19 protein-coding genes and 1 tRNA gene are annotated in these 16,079 nt (G+C 67.1%); 8 read left to right on the top strand and 12 right to left on the bottom strand.

Annotated elements, in window-relative coordinates; translation table 11 throughout:
• Positions 1–41 precede the first annotated feature (41 nt).
• The 6 genes from hisG to Cocul_RS03515 form a co-directional block, all read right to left on the bottom strand.
• Positions 42–884, bottom strand: coding sequence for an ATP phosphoribosyltransferase (gene hisG / locus Cocul_RS03540; protein ID WP_055121898.1), 843 nt, complete (start codon positions 882–884; stop codon positions 42–44).
• 11 nt (positions 885–895) lie between these two features.
• Positions 896–1,159, bottom strand: coding sequence for a phosphoribosyl-ATP diphosphatase (locus tag Cocul_RS03535; RefSeq protein WP_055121897.1), 264 nt, complete (start codon positions 1,157–1,159; stop codon positions 896–898).
• A 13-nt stretch (positions 1,160–1,172) separates the two neighbouring features.
• Complete coding sequence (locus tag Cocul_RS03530; protein ID WP_055121896.1) at positions 1,173–1,880, bottom strand: HAD family hydrolase; 708 nt, start codon at positions 1,878–1,880, stop codon at positions 1,173–1,175.
• Positions 1,858–2,241, bottom strand: coding sequence for a hypothetical protein (locus Cocul_RS03525; protein WP_150114330.1), 384 nt, complete (start codon positions 2,239–2,241; stop codon positions 1,858–1,860). The genes Cocul_RS03530 and Cocul_RS03525 overlap by 23 nt, the downstream gene beginning before the upstream one ends.
• A gap of 24 nt (positions 2,242–2,265) precedes the next feature.
• Positions 2,266–3,498, bottom strand: coding sequence for a cysteine--1-D-myo-inosityl 2-amino-2-deoxy-alpha-D-glucopyranoside ligase (gene mshC / locus Cocul_RS03520; RefSeq protein ID WP_055121894.1), 1,233 nt, complete (start codon positions 3,496–3,498; stop codon positions 2,266–2,268).
• Positions 3,499–3,587: 89 nt separating this feature from the next.
• Entirely contained in the window at positions 3,588–4,445 is an 858-nt protein-coding gene (locus Cocul_RS03515) for an undecaprenyl-diphosphate phosphatase (RefSeq protein WP_055121893.1), read from the bottom strand.
• A gap of 39 nt (positions 4,446–4,484) precedes the next feature.
• Here Cocul_RS03515 and Cocul_RS03510 point away from each other — a divergent pair, with 39 nt between their 5' ends.
• Genes Cocul_RS03510 through Cocul_RS03500 form a run of 3 tightly spaced genes read left to right on the top strand, consistent with a single transcriptional unit; the run spans position 4,485 to position 7,512 of the window.
• Entirely contained in the window at positions 4,485–5,342 is an 858-nt protein-coding gene (locus Cocul_RS03510; RefSeq protein WP_069723551.1) for an aldo/keto reductase, read from the top strand.
• A gap of 41 nt (positions 5,343–5,383) precedes the next feature.
• The gene (locus Cocul_RS03505; RefSeq protein WP_245622086.1) at positions 5,384–6,412 is read left to right on the top strand and encodes an NHL repeat-containing protein; all 1,029 of its coding nucleotides are present in this window, start codon (positions 5,384–5,386) and stop codon (positions 6,410–6,412) included.
• Positions 6,413–6,420: 8 nt separating this feature from the next.
• The gene (locus Cocul_RS03500) at positions 6,421–7,512 is read left to right on the top strand and encodes a quinone-dependent dihydroorotate dehydrogenase (RefSeq protein WP_055121891.1); all 1,092 of its coding nucleotides are present in this window, start codon (positions 6,421–6,423) and stop codon (positions 7,510–7,512) included.
• On the opposite strand, the gene Cocul_RS03495 is transcribed toward Cocul_RS03500, so the two are convergent.
• Positions 7,509–8,030 (bottom strand): YbhB/YbcL family Raf kinase inhibitor-like protein, encoded by a 522-nt coding sequence (locus Cocul_RS03495; protein ID WP_055121890.1) that lies wholly within the window; start codon positions 8,028–8,030, stop codon positions 7,509–7,511. The genes Cocul_RS03500 and Cocul_RS03495 overlap by 4 nt on opposite strands.
• A gap of 124 nt (positions 8,031–8,154) precedes the next feature.
• Between Cocul_RS03495 and Cocul_RS03490 the strand changes: the two genes are divergently transcribed.
• The 4 genes from Cocul_RS03490 (at position 8,155) to Cocul_RS03475 (ending at position 10,149) form a co-directional block, all read left to right on the top strand.
• Positions 8,155–8,240, top strand: a tRNA-Leu gene (locus Cocul_RS03490).
• Positions 8,241–8,296: 56 nt separating this feature from the next.
• Positions 8,297–8,908 (top strand): GNAT family N-acetyltransferase, encoded by a 612-nt coding sequence (locus tag Cocul_RS03485; RefSeq protein WP_055121889.1) that lies wholly within the window; start codon positions 8,297–8,299, stop codon positions 8,906–8,908.
• Positions 8,878–9,597, top strand: coding sequence for a TVP38/TMEM64 family protein (locus tag Cocul_RS03480; RefSeq protein ID WP_245622085.1), 720 nt, complete (start codon positions 8,878–8,880; stop codon positions 9,595–9,597). The genes Cocul_RS03485 and Cocul_RS03480 overlap by 31 nt, the downstream gene beginning before the upstream one ends.
• Positions 9,598–9,606: 9 nt before the next feature.
• Positions 9,607–10,149 carry a hypothetical protein gene (locus tag Cocul_RS03475; protein WP_055121887.1) on the top strand — a complete coding sequence of 181 codons (543 nt, stop codon included), beginning with the start codon at positions 9,607–9,609 and terminating at the stop codon, positions 10,147–10,149.
• Here the strand turns inward: Cocul_RS03475 and Cocul_RS03470 are convergent.
• The 3 genes from Cocul_RS03470 to Cocul_RS03460 are packed head-to-tail and all read right to left on the bottom strand — an operon-like array spanning position 10,146 to position 12,536.
• Positions 10,146–11,216 (bottom strand): SPFH domain-containing protein, encoded by a 1,071-nt coding sequence (locus tag Cocul_RS03470; RefSeq protein WP_055121886.1) that lies wholly within the window; start codon positions 11,214–11,216, stop codon positions 10,146–10,148. The genes Cocul_RS03475 and Cocul_RS03470 overlap by 4 nt on opposite strands.
• A complete protein-coding gene (locus Cocul_RS03465) occupies positions 11,217–11,648 on the bottom strand; it encodes an NfeD family protein (protein ID WP_150114329.1) in 432 nt (143 codons plus the stop codon). It lies immediately after the preceding gene.
• 48 nt (positions 11,649–11,696) lie between these two features.
• Positions 11,697–12,536, bottom strand: a complete 840-nt coding sequence (locus tag Cocul_RS03460) for a DUF3097 domain-containing protein (protein ID WP_055121884.1) — start codon at positions 12,534–12,536, stop codon at positions 11,697–11,699.
• A gap of 22 nt (positions 12,537–12,558) precedes the next feature.
• Between Cocul_RS03460 and Cocul_RS03455 the strand changes: the two genes are divergently transcribed.
• Positions 12,559–13,269 (top strand): hypothetical protein, encoded by a 711-nt coding sequence (locus Cocul_RS03455; protein ID WP_055121883.1) that lies wholly within the window; start codon positions 12,559–12,561, stop codon positions 13,267–13,269.
• On the opposite strand, the gene Cocul_RS03450 is transcribed toward Cocul_RS03455, so the two are convergent.
• A complete protein-coding gene (locus tag Cocul_RS03450) occupies positions 13,233–14,306 on the bottom strand; it encodes a ferrochelatase (RefSeq protein WP_055121882.1) in 1,074 nt (357 codons plus the stop codon). The two genes, Cocul_RS03455 and Cocul_RS03450, sit on opposite strands and share 37 nt — an antisense overlap.
• A 39-nt stretch (positions 14,307–14,345) precedes the next feature.
• The gene (locus Cocul_RS03445) at positions 14,346–16,076 is read right to left on the bottom strand and encodes a DIP1281 family NlpC/P60 protein (protein ID WP_069723549.1); all 1,731 of its coding nucleotides are present in this window, start codon (positions 16,074–16,076) and stop codon (positions 14,346–14,348) included.
• Positions 16,077–16,079 lie beyond the last annotated feature (3 nt).

The raw sequence follows: 16,079 nt of genomic DNA, 5'->3' as shown, positions 1-16,079 counted from the left end.
GTGAATTGACGCCTCCATACTAGCGAGGATGTGGGTTTTGCCTAGATCCTCGCTATCCGCAGATCCGTGGCCAGGATCGCCTCCGCCCCCACCCCGGCGAGGGCGTCCATGACGTCGTTCGCCTCCGAGCGCGGGATCATGGCGCGCACCGCCACCCAATCGGGCCTGGTCAGGGGTGAAACCGTGGGGCCGGAGAGCCCCGGTGTGATGGAGGTGGCCTCCTCCAGGCGGGCGCGGGCGACGTTGTAATCGAGCATGACGTAGTGGTGCGCGTGCACGATTCCCTCAAACCTGCGTAACATCACACGCTGATCGGGGGTGATTTCGGGGGTACGGCTGACCACCACGGCCTCTGAGCGGCAGATCGCCTCTCCGAAGGGCTCCAGCCCCTGCTGGCGCAGCGTGGCCCCCGTGGAGACCACGTCCGCGATCACGTCCGCCACGCCGAGCTTGATGGAAATCTCCACCGCGCCGTCCAGGCGGATCACGGTGGCGTCAATCCCCCTCTGCTCCAGGTAGGTGCGCACCAGGTGCGGATAGGCGGTGGCCACCCGGCGTCCCGCGATGCCCTCCACCGTCCACTCCTGCCCGGCCGGGGCCGCGAAGCGGAAGGTGGAGGCCCCAAATCCCAGGGAGAGCACCTCCACCACCTCGGCCTGGGAATCCGCGGCGAGGTCGCGCCCGGTGATGCCCAGGTCCAACTCGCCCGAGGCCACGTAAATGGCGATGTCTTTGGGCCGCAGGAAAAAGAACTCCACGTTATTGGTGCGGTCGATCACGTTGAGGGCCTTGGAATCCCGCCGGGAGGCGTAGCCCGCCTCCTTGAGAATGGTGGCGGCGACGTCGGCCAGGGCGCCCTTATTGGGCACGGCAATGCGCATCATGGTGGTGCCTCCTAGAGGTAGCGGTAAATATCGTCGGGAGTCAGCCCGCGGGAGAGCATGATGACCTGCGCCCAGTACATGAGCTGGGAGACTTCCTCCGCCAGCTCCTCCTTGGACTGGTATTCCGCAGCCATCCACACCTCGGCGGCCTCTTCCACCACCTTCTTGCCTATGCTGTGGACGCCGGAGGCCAGGGCGGCGGCGGTGGCGGAATCCTCCGGGCTGGCCTGCGCGCGGGACTGCAATTCCTGATACAGCGAGTCAAAGTTCTTCACCCGCAGGATTATCTCATGCCGAGGCGCACAGAGTGAACCATCTCTCAACATCCTCGGCCCGCACCCCGTCAAAGGAACGCGAACCATCGCGCATCTCCTGCATGAGCAGCACCCCGGGCACCGCGTCGCGGGGATCCTCCGGCAGGCCGATCACCCGGCACCCGGCCGCCACGGCGGCGCTCATGCCCGCCGGGGAGTCCTCAAAGACCAGGCACTCCCCCGGCGCCGCCCCCACCCGGCGAGCGGCCTCCTCGTACATATCCGGGGCGGGTTTAAAGCGCGGCACCTCGTCCCCGGTCACGGAATCGCAGAAGAACTCCGCCCCCACGGCGGCAATGGCCTCATCGGCCAGGCTGCGCTCGGTGTTCGTGGTCACCAGCATGGGAATCCCGCGTTCGCGCAGGGCGGAAAGCAGGGCCCGCACCCCGGGCCGGGGCCCCAGGGACTGCGCAAAGAGTTCGCCCACGCGGGCAAACATGGCGTCGTGAAGCACCCGTTCCTCCCGCTCGGTGACGGTAAACCCGGCGTGCTCGGCGCAGACCCGCAGGGTGTTGCCGAAGGAACCGCCCACGGTGGCGGCGCGCAGCTCCGGGGTCAGGCGGCGGCCCAGGCGCTCGCTGAGCTCATAGGTGGCGATCCCCCACAGCGGCTCGGAGTCCACCAGGGTGCCGTCCATGTCCCAAAAGATGGCGCGGGGGCTATTCCAGGACGGGGAGGTCATGCAGGGCCTCTTCCTCTAATCCGGCGGAGCGGGCGACGGCGCGGAAGAGATCGTTGAGTTCCGCGTATTCTTCCGGCTCCAGCACCGCCCCGTGATGCTTCTCGTTGAAGGCGTGCAGCTCCGCGATGGTGGCCCGCAGGAACACCGGAACGGCCTCCGGGGGTTCGCCCTCCATGCGGTCGAGCAGGGTGTGCAGGATCGCCCGCAGCTCCTCCAGCGCGCTGGGATCGAAGGGCTGATCCCAGCGATCCCGCTCCTCCTCGTGCAGGTAGGCCCCGGAGACGAAGGTGGTGAGATCCGTGAGAAACTGATCGACGGCCGACTGAAACTCGCTGCGAAGAGCGGCGGAGGGAGTGCTCATGGACTCCATTGTGGAGTATGTTGCCTACAAACGCACGCCCAGCAGGGCGTCCACGGCCGCCACCACGGCGCTGCCCTGGCCCTCCTCGGAGCAGGTGCGCGCCCACTCGTCTACTGCGGCCAGGGCGCCGGGGGCATTGAGGTCGTGAGCAAGGCGCTCCCGAATCGCGGAGACCACGGCGCGCGCATGGTCGGCGGAACCACCGCGCCGGGCCGCCTCTCGCCAGCGGGCAAGGCGCTGCTCGGCCTCGGCAAGCACCTCCGTAGACCAGTCCCGGTCGCTGCGATAGTGCCCGGAGAAAACGCCCAGGCGAATGGCGCTGGGATCGTGGCCCTCGCGCACCAGGTCGGAGACAAAAACCAGGTTTCCCAGGGACTTAGACATCTTGGTGCCGTCCAGGGCCATCATGCCGGTATGCACGTAGTGCCCCGCCATGCGCTCGCAGCCCAGCGCGGCCTCCGCGTGCGCGGCGGAAAACTCGTGGTGCGGGAAGATCAGATCGGAACCCCCGCCCTGCACCGCGAAATGCGCGCCCAGGCGGTTGGTGGCGATGGCGGAGCACTCGATGTGCCAGCCGGGACGGCCGGGGCCGAAGGGGGAATCCCAGGCCGGCTCACCGGGGCGCTGCGCGCGCCACACCAGGGCATCCAGGCTGTGCGCCTTGCCTGGGCGTTCGGGGTCCCCGCCGCGCTCGGCAAAGAACTCCGCCATCTGGGCCCAGGAATAGCCGGACTCGTAACCAAATTGCTCCGTGGCGTCCACGGAGGCGTACACATCCGGGTACTCCGCGTCATCGACGGTATAGGCCGCCCCCCGATCCAGCAGCGCGGACACCATCCGAATCACCTCGTCCACGGATTCCATCGCACCCACGTAATCCTGCGGCGGGATCACGCTCAGGGCCTCCATGTCCCCGCGGAACTTGTCTATCTGCGAGGTTCCCAGCTCCCGCCAATCCACCCCGTCGCGCGCGGCGCGCTCGAAGAGTGGATCGTCCACGTCCGTGATGTTTTGCACGTAGCGCACCGCGTGTCCGTTATCTAGGAGCACCCGGTGCACCAGGTCAAAGGCCAGATAGGTGGCGGCGTGGCCGAGGTGGGTGGAGTCATAGGGGGTGATCCCGCAGACGTAGATCCCCACCGGGCCGTTCTCCGGGATTTCCACCTCGCGCACGGCCCGATCAGCGGTGTCATAAAGGCGCAGCGCCACGGGGCTGCCGGGAACGGAAGGAATGGAAGGCGAGGGCCAAGAACGCATGGCATACACCCTAACCTTTTTGCGCTGGCGGTGGGCGCTGACGGGTAGCAATCGGGTAGCAATCGCTGGTGGGCAGGCCCTGCCGCGCTCTACAACAGGCCCACCGCCAGCAGGATCATCACGAGGATACCCAGCGGAATGCGATACGCCGCAAACCACGCGAAGGAATGGTTGGCCACGAACCTGAGCAACCACGCGATGCAGGCGTAGCCCAAGACAAAGCAGATCGCCGTGCCCGCCAGCAACTGCCCACCCGAGGCGGCCTGCCCCACGGCGGGATCAAAAACATCCTTGAGGGAGAACAGGCCCGAGGCCATGACGGCGGGAATGGCCAGTAGGAAGGAGAACCTCGTGGCCACCTCGCGCTCTAGGCCCAGGAACAGACCGCCGGAGATGGTGCCACCGGAACGAGACACCCCGGGAATCAGGGCCAGGCACTGGCACAGGCCCATGACCAGCGCGTCTTTCATGGTCAGTTCCTCAAAGGAGCGATCCTTGCGGCCGATCCTTTCCGCGAGGATAAACACGAAGGAAAAGAGAATGAGCACCGTGGCCGTGATCCACAGGTTGCGCAGCGTATCCCGGATGGCGTCTTGAAAAAGCACCCCCACGACGCCGATGGGCAGGGAACCAGCGATCACCATCCAACCCATGCGGTAATCAAATCCCCGCTGCGCCTTATCGAACAACCCCCGGAACCAGGCCGTCACGATCTTCCAAATATCTCGGGCAAAGTACACCACCACCGCCAACTCGGTGCCCAGCTGCACCACGGCGGTAAAGGAGGCCCCGGCATCGGCCCCCCAGAACAGCTCGGAGACGATGCGCAGGTGCCCGGAGGAACTCACCGGCAGGAACTCGGTGAGACCCTGGACGATGGAGAGCACGATCACCTGAATCCAGGACATTTGCGCGGGATCGGCGGCAGCGGAAGCAAGCACGGTCATGTCAGTCACCCGCATGACCCTACTACTAGGCTAGGGACGGTGGACTTAAGAACACTGGGGCAATCCGGGTTGCGGGTATCCGCGCTGGGTCTGAGCACCGCGCACTGGGGGCACCGGGTGGCTATCGACGCCACCCCCGCCCTCCTGCGCGCCTTCCTCGACGCCGGGGGCAATCTGATGGACATTTCCTCGGTGGAGGCTCTTTCCGGCTTGGGCCGGGATATTCACCAGCGTGACCTGGTGCTTTCTGCCGCCTCCGGGGTCAACCCCGACTCCCCGGCCGGTCGCCGCGTGGATTGCTCGCGGCGCGCCCTGCTCAATGACCTCGATGGGATCTTAAGAAGACTCAACCTGGAGCACCTTGATCTATGGAGCGTGGCCTACTGGGACCCGCACACCCCCGTGGAAGAGGTGGCCGCAACCATGGATTACGCGGTGGAGACCGGCCGGGTGCGCTACGCCGGGGTGCGCGGCTATACCGGATGGCAGCTCGCCGTGACCCACACCCGCCGGGGGGTGGTGGCCGCGCAGGCGCCCTATTCCCTGCTCATGCGCGAGGCCGAGTGGGAGACGATGCCGGCTGCGGAGTACCTGGGCGTGGGGATCATCGCCGCCGATCCCCTGGCGCACGGCGTGCTCACCGGGGAGATCGCCCCAGACGATCCCCACGCGCCCCGGCTGCGCGGCCAGCGCGCGGGCCAGATCGCGGAGGCCCTGCGCACCGCGGCGGAGGGCCTGGGGCTATCCGCGGATACCGCGGCGGTGGCCTGGGTGCGCCAGCGCGAGACCGTGGCCTCGACCCTGGTGGAGGCCCGGGTGCCGGAGGACATCGCGCGTTGCGCGCAGGCGAGCCTGCCGGGGCCGATCCAGAAGGCGCTTGACGATATATCTCGATGAGGGCGCTGCTAGAGTTCCTAAGTGTGAAAATGGGTGTGAAGATGGCGAACAGGGCGAAGTACACGGCCATGCTTGCGCTGGCGGGCACGGCGCTGCTGGCGGCGGGCTGCCAATCGCAGGTTCCCTCCGATCTGGGCGATGAGATGGGAAACGCCACCGCCGCGCCCTCTGCCCCGAGCGTTCGCCCCGCAGGGGAGGTGATCGCGCTGCCGGAGCAGGTGGCCCAAGTGCAGGCGATGGAGAGCGTGGGCGAGGTCCTTGCCCTGCGTTCTGCCGGGGCGCTGAGCGTGGGTACGGTGGCGGATTTCCGGGACAACTCCGCCACCACGGTGAAGCTCTCCCCCGAGTGCGGTGAGCTGACGGCCGCCGGCTCTACCTTCGTGGTGGCCTGCGGCAGCGAGGTGCGCTTGTACCCGGCGGATAATCCCCGCGACGAGCAGGTGCGCGAGGTGGAGCACCCGGCCACCGCCGCCACGGTGCTTAGCAGCGGAGAGCTGGTCACGGCCAACGATGCGGATAACGAGGTGGTGATCTACCCCCAGGGGGAGGAACCCACCACCATCGGGGTGGCCGCCCCCACCACGCAATTGGTGTCCCTGCCCATCGAGGGCGCCCCCGACGCCATCGTGCGCACCTGGGCGGAGGACACCACCATTCAGGACGTGGATTGGACCCATGACCGCGAGGGCGGCCGCCTGCGCGTGGGCCTGGGCGTGGGGCGCATCAGCGCCGGTTCCGAGGGGCTGCTGCTGGCCTCCGATACCACCGGCAACCAATTGGCGGTGTGCACCGCAGATGATGTGATCCGCCTCCACCAGACGGTGCCGGTGCCGCCGTCCCCCTGGGGCGTGGCCTGGGACGATCATCATCGCATGGCGTGGGTGGCCTCCACGGCGGATAATCTCCTCACCGGCTGGGATATTTCCCAGGGGGTGCCGCAACAGCGTCACGATCTCCCCACCGTGGCACAGGCCACCTCCCTCGTGGCCCTCGACTCGGGAACCCTCGTGCTGGCCTCCGCCAGCGGCGAGGGTCTTCAAGTGATTTCTAACCCCACCTCTTCCACGTAAGGATTCCTATGGGTGCTATTCGCAATACCGCCTACCGTCTGATTCTCAAGGGTCTTTTCACCATGGAACCGGAGCGTATTCACGGCATGGTGAGCGACGTCTTGGGCATGTTGCAGTTTGTGGGGCCGCTCAATCGCCTCATCGGCCGCGTGATGCCGGTGCGCGACCCTATCCTGGAGCAGGAGGTCTTTGGGGTGGTCTTTCCCCGTCCCCTGGGGCTGGCGGCGGGCTTCGATAAGTCCGCCAACTCCCCCGACCTCTGGACCCCGCTGGGCTTCGGTTACGCGGAGATCGGCACCGTGACCGCCTCCCCGCAGCCGGGAAACCCCGCACCGAGGTTGTTCCGGCTCAAAGCGGATCGCGGAATCCTCAACCGCATGGGCTTCAATAATCCCGGTGCCGCCCAGGTGGCCACCAACCTGTATCGCCGCCGCTACGAGGACATCGTGGGCGTCAATATCGGCAAGACCAAGGTGGTTCCCCTGGAAGGGGCGGTGGAGGATTATCGTCGCTCCGCGAATCTCCTGGAGCACCTGGCCACCTACCTGGTGGTCAACGTCTCCTCCCCCAATACCCCGGGGCTGCGGGATCTTCAGGCGGTGGAATCCCTGCGCCCGATCTTGCAGGCGGTGCAGGAGACCACGGACGCCCCCGTGCTGGTGAAGATCGCCCCCGATCTCTCCGACGAGGACGTGGACGCGGTGGCGGATCTGGCCCTGGAATTGGGGTTGGCGGGCATCGTGGCCACCAACACCACCATCTCCCGGGAGGGTCTAGCCACCCGCAAGGTGGAGGAGCTCGGCCCCGGCGGAATCTCCGGCCCCCCGGTGGCGGCGCGCGCCCTGGAGGTTCTGGCCCGGTTGCGCGGGCGGGTGGGCGACCAGCTGGTGTTGATCTCCGTGGGCGGAATAGAGACCCCGCAGCAGGCCTGGGAGCGCATCGCCGCCGGGGCCACCCTGCTCCAGGGGTACACCGGGTTGATCTACGGCGGCCCGGATTGGATCCGGGATATTCACCGCGGCCTGGCGGAGCAGATCCGCGCCCAGGGCTTCAACAACATCGCCGAGGCCGTGGGCTGCGGGCGTCCCTGGGTGGATTAGTTCTCGTACCAGCCCCAGAGCACGGCGCGGCCCAGGGAGTGGAAATAGAGCTGGAAGCCCAGCACGGTGGGGCTGGCTGAGGCGTCGATGTCGAGGCTTTCCACGTCCACGGCGTGCACGGCAAAGAGATAACGGTGCGGGCCGTGCCCCTCGGGCGGCTGCGGCCCGTAGTAGGCGCGCTGCCCGCTATCGCCCACGAGGGTGAGGGCGGCGTCGAGAGTCTCGCCGTTGGCGATCTCGGATACGTCGGCGGGGATATTGCACACCGCCCAATGCCAGAAGCCGGCGGCGGTGGGGGCGTCGGGATCGAAGCAGGTGATGGCCAGTGACTTGGTTCCCTCGGGGAGGTCGGCCCAGGCGAGGTGGGGGGAACGGGACGTTGGTGCGGCGAGGGCGTCGGGCAGGCGCTGGCCGTCCTCGAAGTCCTGGGAGCGCAGCGGAAACTCGGGAAGATCCTTGAGGGGGGCGTAGGGGTCGGGGCCGGGGAAACGGGGATCGGTGGCGTAGGAATAACTCATGCCTCCACTTCTACACGAACTTTCACACGTGTTATTCCCATTCTGGGAAAATGCGCCGTGAACTGCTGATTTGTGGGCAAATATGGGGGTGGGTTAAGGTAAACGTCGTTCGCATGAACCACCTGCCCGGGTGGCGGAATGGCAGACGCGCTAGCTTGAGGTGCTAGTGTCCTATTAACGGACGTGGGGGTTCAAGTCCCCCTCCGGGCACAACCGGAAAAAGACCCGCCCCCTGGCGGGTCTTTTCGTCTTTGTAGGATGTTCTTATGCTTATTCGCTCATACCAGCCCAGTGACCGGGACGCAGCCGTGGGGGTTCTAGCCCGTGCCTTTCACGGCGACCCCTCCTTCGCGCGGGTGGCCACGTTGGCCACCTCCTCCGACACTTGGGGCGTGATCCACGAGATCTTTGATCTCCAGATCACCCACGAGTACGAGCCCGCCGGAGTCATCGACGTAGCCGAGGAGAACGGAGAAATCCTCGGCGTGGCCCTGTGGAACACCCCGGAAGGGAAAAAGGCGGGGCTTTCCGATCAAGCAACCGCGCTCAAGCGATACGCCAAGCTCTTCGGCCGCCACCTGCCCACCATGTATCTCCGGGAGCGGGAACTGGCGGCCCACCACCCCAAGTTCCCCCACTGGTACCTCTACGCCCTCGCGGTCTCGCCCGCAGCCCAGGGCAAGGGAGTGGGCTCGCAACTGCTCAAGGCGGGCATGGAGCGGGCCGGAAACCAGGCCGTGTACCTGGAATCCTCCACGCGGCGCTCGGCCAAGCTCTACGCCTCGCTGGGTTTCGCTCCGCTAGGGGAACTCCCCCTCCACGGAGAAGGCCCCACCGAGGTGGCCATGTGGCTGCCGCCGAGCCTGCCCGAAGAGTGAGGGACTTCCTCACCCTCCTGCTTCGCGACGCCTGGCGGGCTGTGGGCGGCTGGTCGTGGGGGCGTCGCCTGTGGGTGGCGGTGGCCCTGGCCTGTTTCCTCGCGGTCACCCTGTGGGCGGAGGTGCCGGGGCTGAGCACCCTGCGCGCGTGGTCGGAGCACACGGGCGCGTGGTTTCCGGTGTTCTTTTGGTTCCTCTACGTGGCAATCACGCAGTTTCCCATTCCCCGCACGGTGCTCACGCTGGCCTCGGGGGTGCTTTTTGGCCCGTGGTGGGGCGTGACGCTGGCGCTGAGCGCCACCACGGCCTCCGCGGTGGTCTCGCTGGTGCTCGTGCGCGGGTTACTCGGCGAGTGGATGCGCCCGCGCCTGAGGCACCCCGCCGTGGCCGGGCTGGTCATTCGCCTGGAGCGGCGCGGCTGGCTGGCCGTGGGGTCGCTGCGGATGATCGCCGGCATCCCCTTTAGCCTGCTCAACTACGCGGCGGCCCTCTCCCCTGTGCGCGTGCTTCCCTTCGCCGCGGCCACGGCGGTGGGTTCGGCGCCGGGAACCCTCGCCGTGGTATTCCTCGGAGATTCCCTGACCGGAACTCCCGACTCCTCCTTGATCGCGGTGCTGGCGCTTTTGGCCGTGGTCGGGCTGGCGGGGTTGGTGGTGGATCGCCGGTTGCCGGTGGGAACAGGGCGCTAGAATGAAGGAATGTTTGCCCTCCATGCCCGGTATCGCGGGCGCGCCACGCGGCGCGCCGATCTGGTGGAACGCTCCGCGCGGGCGCTGAGCACCGTCGCGGGGGTGGGCACGTTTGAGTCCCTGGGAGTGGAGGACATTCGCGCCCGCATCGAGACCCCGGAGGCGCTGTGCAACGTGGTTATGGCTTTGCTTTCCGATGGCGACTGGGCCGTCGGCATCGGGCTGGGTGAGGGGGCCGTGGTCGAGGCCACCGGCAGCCTCAGCCGCGCGGCACGCCCCGGCACCGTGAGCGTGGGCGCCACACAGGGAGTGCGCGGTGCGGAGGATATCGCCGCGGTATTCGCCCTATTGGGGCAGGTCTTGGCCAAGCGCACGGTGGAGGGGCGGGAGGCCACCTCCCTGGTGCGCGGGGGCCTAAGCCAGAACGAGGCCGCCGCCGAGTTGGGCATCTCCAAGCAGGCGATGTCCCAGCGCTTGCAGGCCGCCGGTTGGCACGCGGAAAACGCCGGCTGGCGGCTCGCGGTGAACCTGCTGCGCAGGGCGGCGGGCTAGTTCTCCTGTTCCTCCTTGACCAATTCGGCCAGGGAGGGATCCACGGGCTTATTGGCCACGGCGTTGGCGGCCGCTACGGCGGCGGCGATCTCGGGATCAGATTCCGTGGAGAACCAGCTATCGGTGTTCTCAGGCTCGGCCATCTCCTTGGTTTCTGCGTCCACGGCCTGCGGCTCGTAGCGGAATACGCCCTCCTCGTCCTTCTTGGCCATGGCACGGGCGAATTGTTCGAGGGAGTCACCGAACTGCGAGGGCACCATCCACATGGTAGAGGCCTGGCCCTCGGCCATCTTGGGCAGCTTTTCGAGGTACTGGTACGCCAGCACCTCGGGGGTGAGCTTGGCGGATTTGATGGCGGCGTTGACCTTTTGAATGGCGCGGGCCTCGCCCTGGGCCTCCAGGTAGCGCGCGGCGCGGCGGCCCTCGGCCCGCAGGATCTCGGCCTGGCGGTCGGCCTCGGCGGCCAGAATGGCGGCGTGCTTCTCGCCCTCGGCGCTGAGGATCGTGGCGCGCTTTTCCCGATCCGCCTTCATCTGCATCTCCATGGACTGCTGAATGGAGGGCGGCGGGTCGATGGCCTTGAGCTCTACTCGGCTGATGCGCAGGCCCCACTTGGTCGTGGCGGCGTCGAGTTCCCCGCGCAGGCGGCGGTTGATGACCTCGCGCGAGGTGAGGGTCTCCTCCAGCGTCATGCCGCCTACCACGTCGCGCAGGGTGGCCACGGAGATTTGCTCCACGCCCACGATGTAGTTGTCCACCCCGTAGATGGCGCGGGCGGGGTCGTTGATCTGGAAGGTCACCACCGTGTCAATGGCCACGGTGAGGTTATCCTGCGTGATGACGGCCTGAGGCGGGAAGGACACCACGCGCTCGCGGGTGTCCACGCGGGCGCGCACCCGGTCGAGGAAAGGCACGAGGAAGGTCAGGCCTCCCTCCACCGTGCGGGTGTAGCGGCCCAGCCGCTCGATCACGGCGGCTTGCCCCTGCGGGATCAGCGCGATGGCCTTGATGACCAGCAGGGCTATGAAGAGAATAAGAACAATGAGAACAAGGAACCCTGGTTCCATTTAGTTTTCCTTCCAGACGATGGCTGTGGGGCCGTCGATACGAACGACGGTGACGTGCTCGCCCTCGCTGTACGAGGCGTGGGGATCAACGGTGACGGCGGACCAAATGCTGCCGTCGAGCCTGATTTGCCCGCCCGAGCCCTGATGCACGGTCTCTAGAACCTCCGCTGCGTGCCCCACCAATGCCTCCGAGGAGGTATCGAGGGCCAGCGGAACCTGCATTTTGCGGCGCAAAATGGGCTTGACAAAGAACAGCAGTCCGAGGGAGACGAGGGCGAAGGCCGCCACCTGACCCCACAGCGGCGCGGCGGTGAGCGCGACGCCGCTGGCGGCGAGCGCCCCGCCGCCGAGCATGAGAAGGGTAAACTCCCCCACCGCTAGTTCTAGTCCCGCCAAGACGAGGGCTGCGATGAACCAAGCGATGATTTCCACCCCGCCCAGCCTACCGAAACCACGCCGCTTAGGTAGCCCTGGCTAAACCTAGAGGAGATCGGACTTGCTGAGTTCCGGGGTGGTCACGAAGTCCACCAGGCGCTCCACGGCGCCGATGAGGGTGGAATCGACGTCCCGGAAGGACCCCACGGCCCCGTACACGCGGCTCCACCCCTCCCTGGGATCGGACCACCCCAACCGGCGGCAGACCCCCGTTTTCCAGTCCTCCCCGTAGGGCACGTCCGGCCAGGCCCGCATGCCCAGGCGCTGCGGTTTTACCGCCGCCCAGATGTCGATGTACGGGTGCCCGGTGACCAGCACGTGCGGGCCCACCCGCTCGGTGAGCCGCGTTTCCTTGGAGCCCTCCACCAGGTGATCGGCCAGCACCCCCACCCGTCGGCCCGGGCCGGGGCGAAATTCCGCCAGGCGCTCGGGCAGGTGATCCAGGCCCTCAAGGTATTCCACCACCACCCCCTCCACGCGCAGATCGTGGCCCCAGATCTTTTCCACGATCGCGGCGTCGTGCACACCCTCGACCCAGATGCGGGAGGGGGCGGCCACCTTGGCCTGTACGTCGCGCACCCGCCGCGAACCGGAGTTGGAGCGCTGGGGGGTTTGCGTGGGCACAGAGCGAGTTAGCGTCACCCGCCTTCCCTCGTGGAGGAAGGCGCCGGGGCGCATGTGAAAGAGCCGCTGGGTGCCGTGGCGATCCTCTAGGCGCACGAAGTCACCGTCGTAGGTGCGCTCGGTGCCGATGATTGCGCCCACAAAATCCTGGGCCGGCACCTCCACCACCTCGCCGGGTTGGGCGGGCATGGTGGGATAGGTGGGGCGCTGGTTGCGGGAATGCCCGGAAAAAATATCGCCGTAGGGGTCGTTTCTCGCCATGGTGCCCTACACTACTGGGATCATGTCTATCCGCCCTCATGTGTATTCCCCGCTCCAGCACAGCGCCCTATGGTTGGGGGCATGGTTCCACGGCCAGGAATCTACGGACGCGCTTATCGACGCCCTGCTGGACCTCCACCAGCCGCACTCCGTGCAGGTTGTGCACAGGCTCCGCGCCACCGCCCTGCTTCACGGCGAGGAGCCCGCCGTGCGCCTGGTGCTGGCCGGCCCCGCGCAGCCCACCGGGCTTCCCGATCCCGCCGACGAGCACGGGGCTCTGCTCGTTCCCGACGGCGACGGGCGCCGTCATCACGTGCTCGTGGCGGTGCCGGGGGCGGAGGAATGGCAGTGGCGGACCGTCGAGGATGTCCCCGCGCCTCTGTCGCTCTCCCCCGGTGAGGCCGATCTACGCCTGGCCGATGCCACCCGTCGGGCGGCGGCGCTGATCGAGGCGCGCGGCTATCGGCGCGGCGACCTCGCCAATCCGCGCCTGAGCGTGGGGCGGCTGAGCGATTTCTATGAGACCCCGGGCGTGCCGCGCTCCACCCCACCCCGGGCGGCCAAACTGATCGCGCGGGCGGATCGGGTGGCAGCGATCACGGAGACGCTGCTGGATCAGGCTGGCGATCACAGCCTTGACCCGGAACTGCTGAGCCTGGGGCGCTATGTCCGCGAGGCCAGGATGGCCGCGGTGGATTACGCGGTGCGGGAGATGGGGCGCTTGGCGGGCTGACAACAGCCCTCGTGGCAGGCCTCCCCGTTGACGGTGCAACCGTTGAGGGTGACCTCGCCTAGCCCCTCCGGCTCTCGGCCCGAGGTGTGTTCCTCCACCAGATCCACCACCATCTGCGTGAATAGCTCGGTGGGGCCCGCCGTGCGGGTGCGCTCCATGTGCATGCCGCGCTCGTCGGTAGCCTGGCGCAGCTCCGTATCGAGGTCCCAGACCACCTCCATGTGATCGGAGATGAAGCCGATGGGGCACACCACGATGTTCTCAACCCCGTCTTCATCGTGCAGCGCCGAGGCGTGATCCACGATGTCTGGTTCTAGCCAAGGGATCGCGGGGCTGCCCGAACGAGACTGCCACACCAGGTCATAGTCGTGGATTCCCGCCTCCTGGGCCACCAGACGGGAAGCCTCGGCCACCTGGCGCTCGTAGAGCTGGGCATCCTCGGGCCCGCCGGCGGCGTTATTGGCGCTCAGCGGCACGGAATGCGCCGTGAAGATCATGCGGGGAGAGTCCTCGGGAGAAAACCGCCCGTAGGACTCGGTGACGGCCTGCGCCATGGCGGTGATGAACTTGGGGTGGTCGTAGAACTGGCGCAGCTTGGTAAAGGTGATCTCCGGGAGGCCCCGATCCGCGAGGTGTTGGCGAATCCGCCGAATGTCCTCGTCGTATTGGCGGCAGCCGGAGTACCCGCCCCAGGCGGAGGTGCTAAACACGAGCGCGTTGCGCACGCCATCGGCCGCCATCTGCTCCGCGGTCTCCTCCCCGAAGGGGTGCCAATTCCTATTACCAAAGTATATGGGCAGGTCATGGCCGCGCCGAAGCAACTCCTGCTCCACGTTGGCGATGATCTCTTTGTTGAGCCGGTTGAGGGGGCTGATGCCATCGAAGTGGAAGTAATGCTCCCCCACCACCTTGAGGCGCTCCCGGGGGATGCCGCGCCCCCGCGTGACGTTTTCCAAAAATGGAACGACCTCCTCGGGCCCCTCGGGGCCACCGAAGGAAAGAACGAGGAGGGCATCGTAGTGCTGCTCAAGGCTCATGGCATCAAGCCTACGACGTGGGCGAGAAGCAGAGCAAAGCTACACCATGCGCACGGCGTAGGGGCTCATTCCGGCCCAGCGCACCGGGGAGATCTGCACATAGGAACCGGATTGCGGGGCTTCGATCATCTGCCCATCGCCCAGATAGATCGCCACGTGATTGTTGCCGGCCGGGCCGTAGAAGATCAGGTCACCACGCTGCATATTGCTGGGATCAATCTGCGTGCCGCGCTGGTACTGGTAGCCCGTGTAATGCGGCAGGGAAATACCGGCCCCGGCAAAGGCGTAGAGGGTCAGGCCGGAGCAGTCGAAGCCCACCTTGTTGTAATCGCCGTAGGAATCGGCCACGCCGCCGTCGCGAATACCCTGGCTGGGGCCGCTCGCCGTGCCGCCGCCCCAGGCGTAGGGCTGCCCCACCTGAGACATGGCGCGGGCGATCACCGTCTCGATGATCTCGGAGCGGGCGCCGCTGGACGCGGAACTAGAAAGCTCGGAGGAACCGCTCGATCCCAGGGCACCGACACCGATCTCCTCGGCCTCCCCGCTGCCCTCCACGGCGGTCTCCGCCGCCACGGTTTCCTCGGTTTCTGGCTCCTCGACCTCCGCAGTGGCGCTGAACGAGGGTTCGGCCTCCTCAGTGCCGCTCTCCGCCTCCGGGGTGGCCTCCCAGGTGGGTGCCTCTTCGGCGGTGGTGGGTTCCGCCGTCTCCTCGATCGTGGGTTCCTCAGTCGTAGGTTCCTCGGTCGGGGTGATGGTGGTTGCTTCCGCGCTGGACTCCTCGGCGGCACCCGGGTTTTGAATCTCCGCCACCTCGGCGGCCTGGGCATCCTCCTCCTGGGGGTAGGGGTTGTCCAGCCGGGTGTGCTCGGGCTGCCTGCTTTCCACCGTCGCCGCAGCCGCCGCGGCGGCCTTCTGGCGCTCATTGTCCTGCGCGGCCTTTTCCGCTTCCTTTCGAGCCTCCGCCGCCTGGCGTTCCTGCTCCTTGGCGCGGCGCTCCTTCTCCTGCTCCTGGAACTTCTCAAATTCCTCGCGCTGGTTCAGCAGGCTCTGCGCGTTGTTCTTGGCGGCGTCGAGGCGCTGCTGCGCCCATTGCTGCTCGGTGAGCAGCCGATCGTGCTCCTGGGCGCTCTCGGTCAGCGCGCGAGAGTTTTCCTCGATGGCGGCCTGGGCGGAGTCCTGGGCCTGCTGGGCTTCCGCCTCGCGCTGCTCGGCGATGTTGCGGGCCTCGCGCAGTTCGGATTCCTTATTGGCCGTGATGGTGCGGGCGCGGTCAAGCTCCTCGATGGCCCGGCGCTGCTTCTCCGAGTTCGTGCGCAGATAGGTGCTGCGGTCCAAGGCCTCTTCCGAGGTGGTTTCCCCGGACACGGCCCCGAGCGGGCTGGAGGCCCCACGACGATACGCGGTACGCGAGATCTCGTTGAGGGTGCCCTGGGCCTTTTCCAATTCCTTTTGGCTGTTGCTGAGCTGTTCCTTGGCCGCGGCGGCGGCCTGGCGGGCTTGCTCCGCGGTGCCCTGAGCGTCATGCAGATCCACGAGGGACTTATTCACTGCCTCGCGCAGCTCTCCCATGGATAGCTCCAAGCGGGCGAGGCGCTCCTGGGCGGAACTGACCTGCCCCGCGAGGTCGGCTACGGAGGTGGCCCCGGATTCTAATGCCTGGTGGGCGCGTTCTAGGTCGCCGTCGCTGGGATTGTTGGGAGCGGCCGCCACCGGCGTAATGGTGGAGAGCGAGGAGGCACACACGATCGTGGCCACGCTGACCCTCATCATGCG

Source organism: Corynebacterium oculi, from assembly GCF_001412105.1.
Lineage (GTDB): Bacteria > Actinomycetota > Actinomycetes > Mycobacteriales > Mycobacteriaceae > Corynebacterium > Corynebacterium oculi.
The sequence above is the reverse complement of the archived record's forward strand: the minus strand, read 5'-3'. Positions and strand labels throughout refer to the sequence as shown.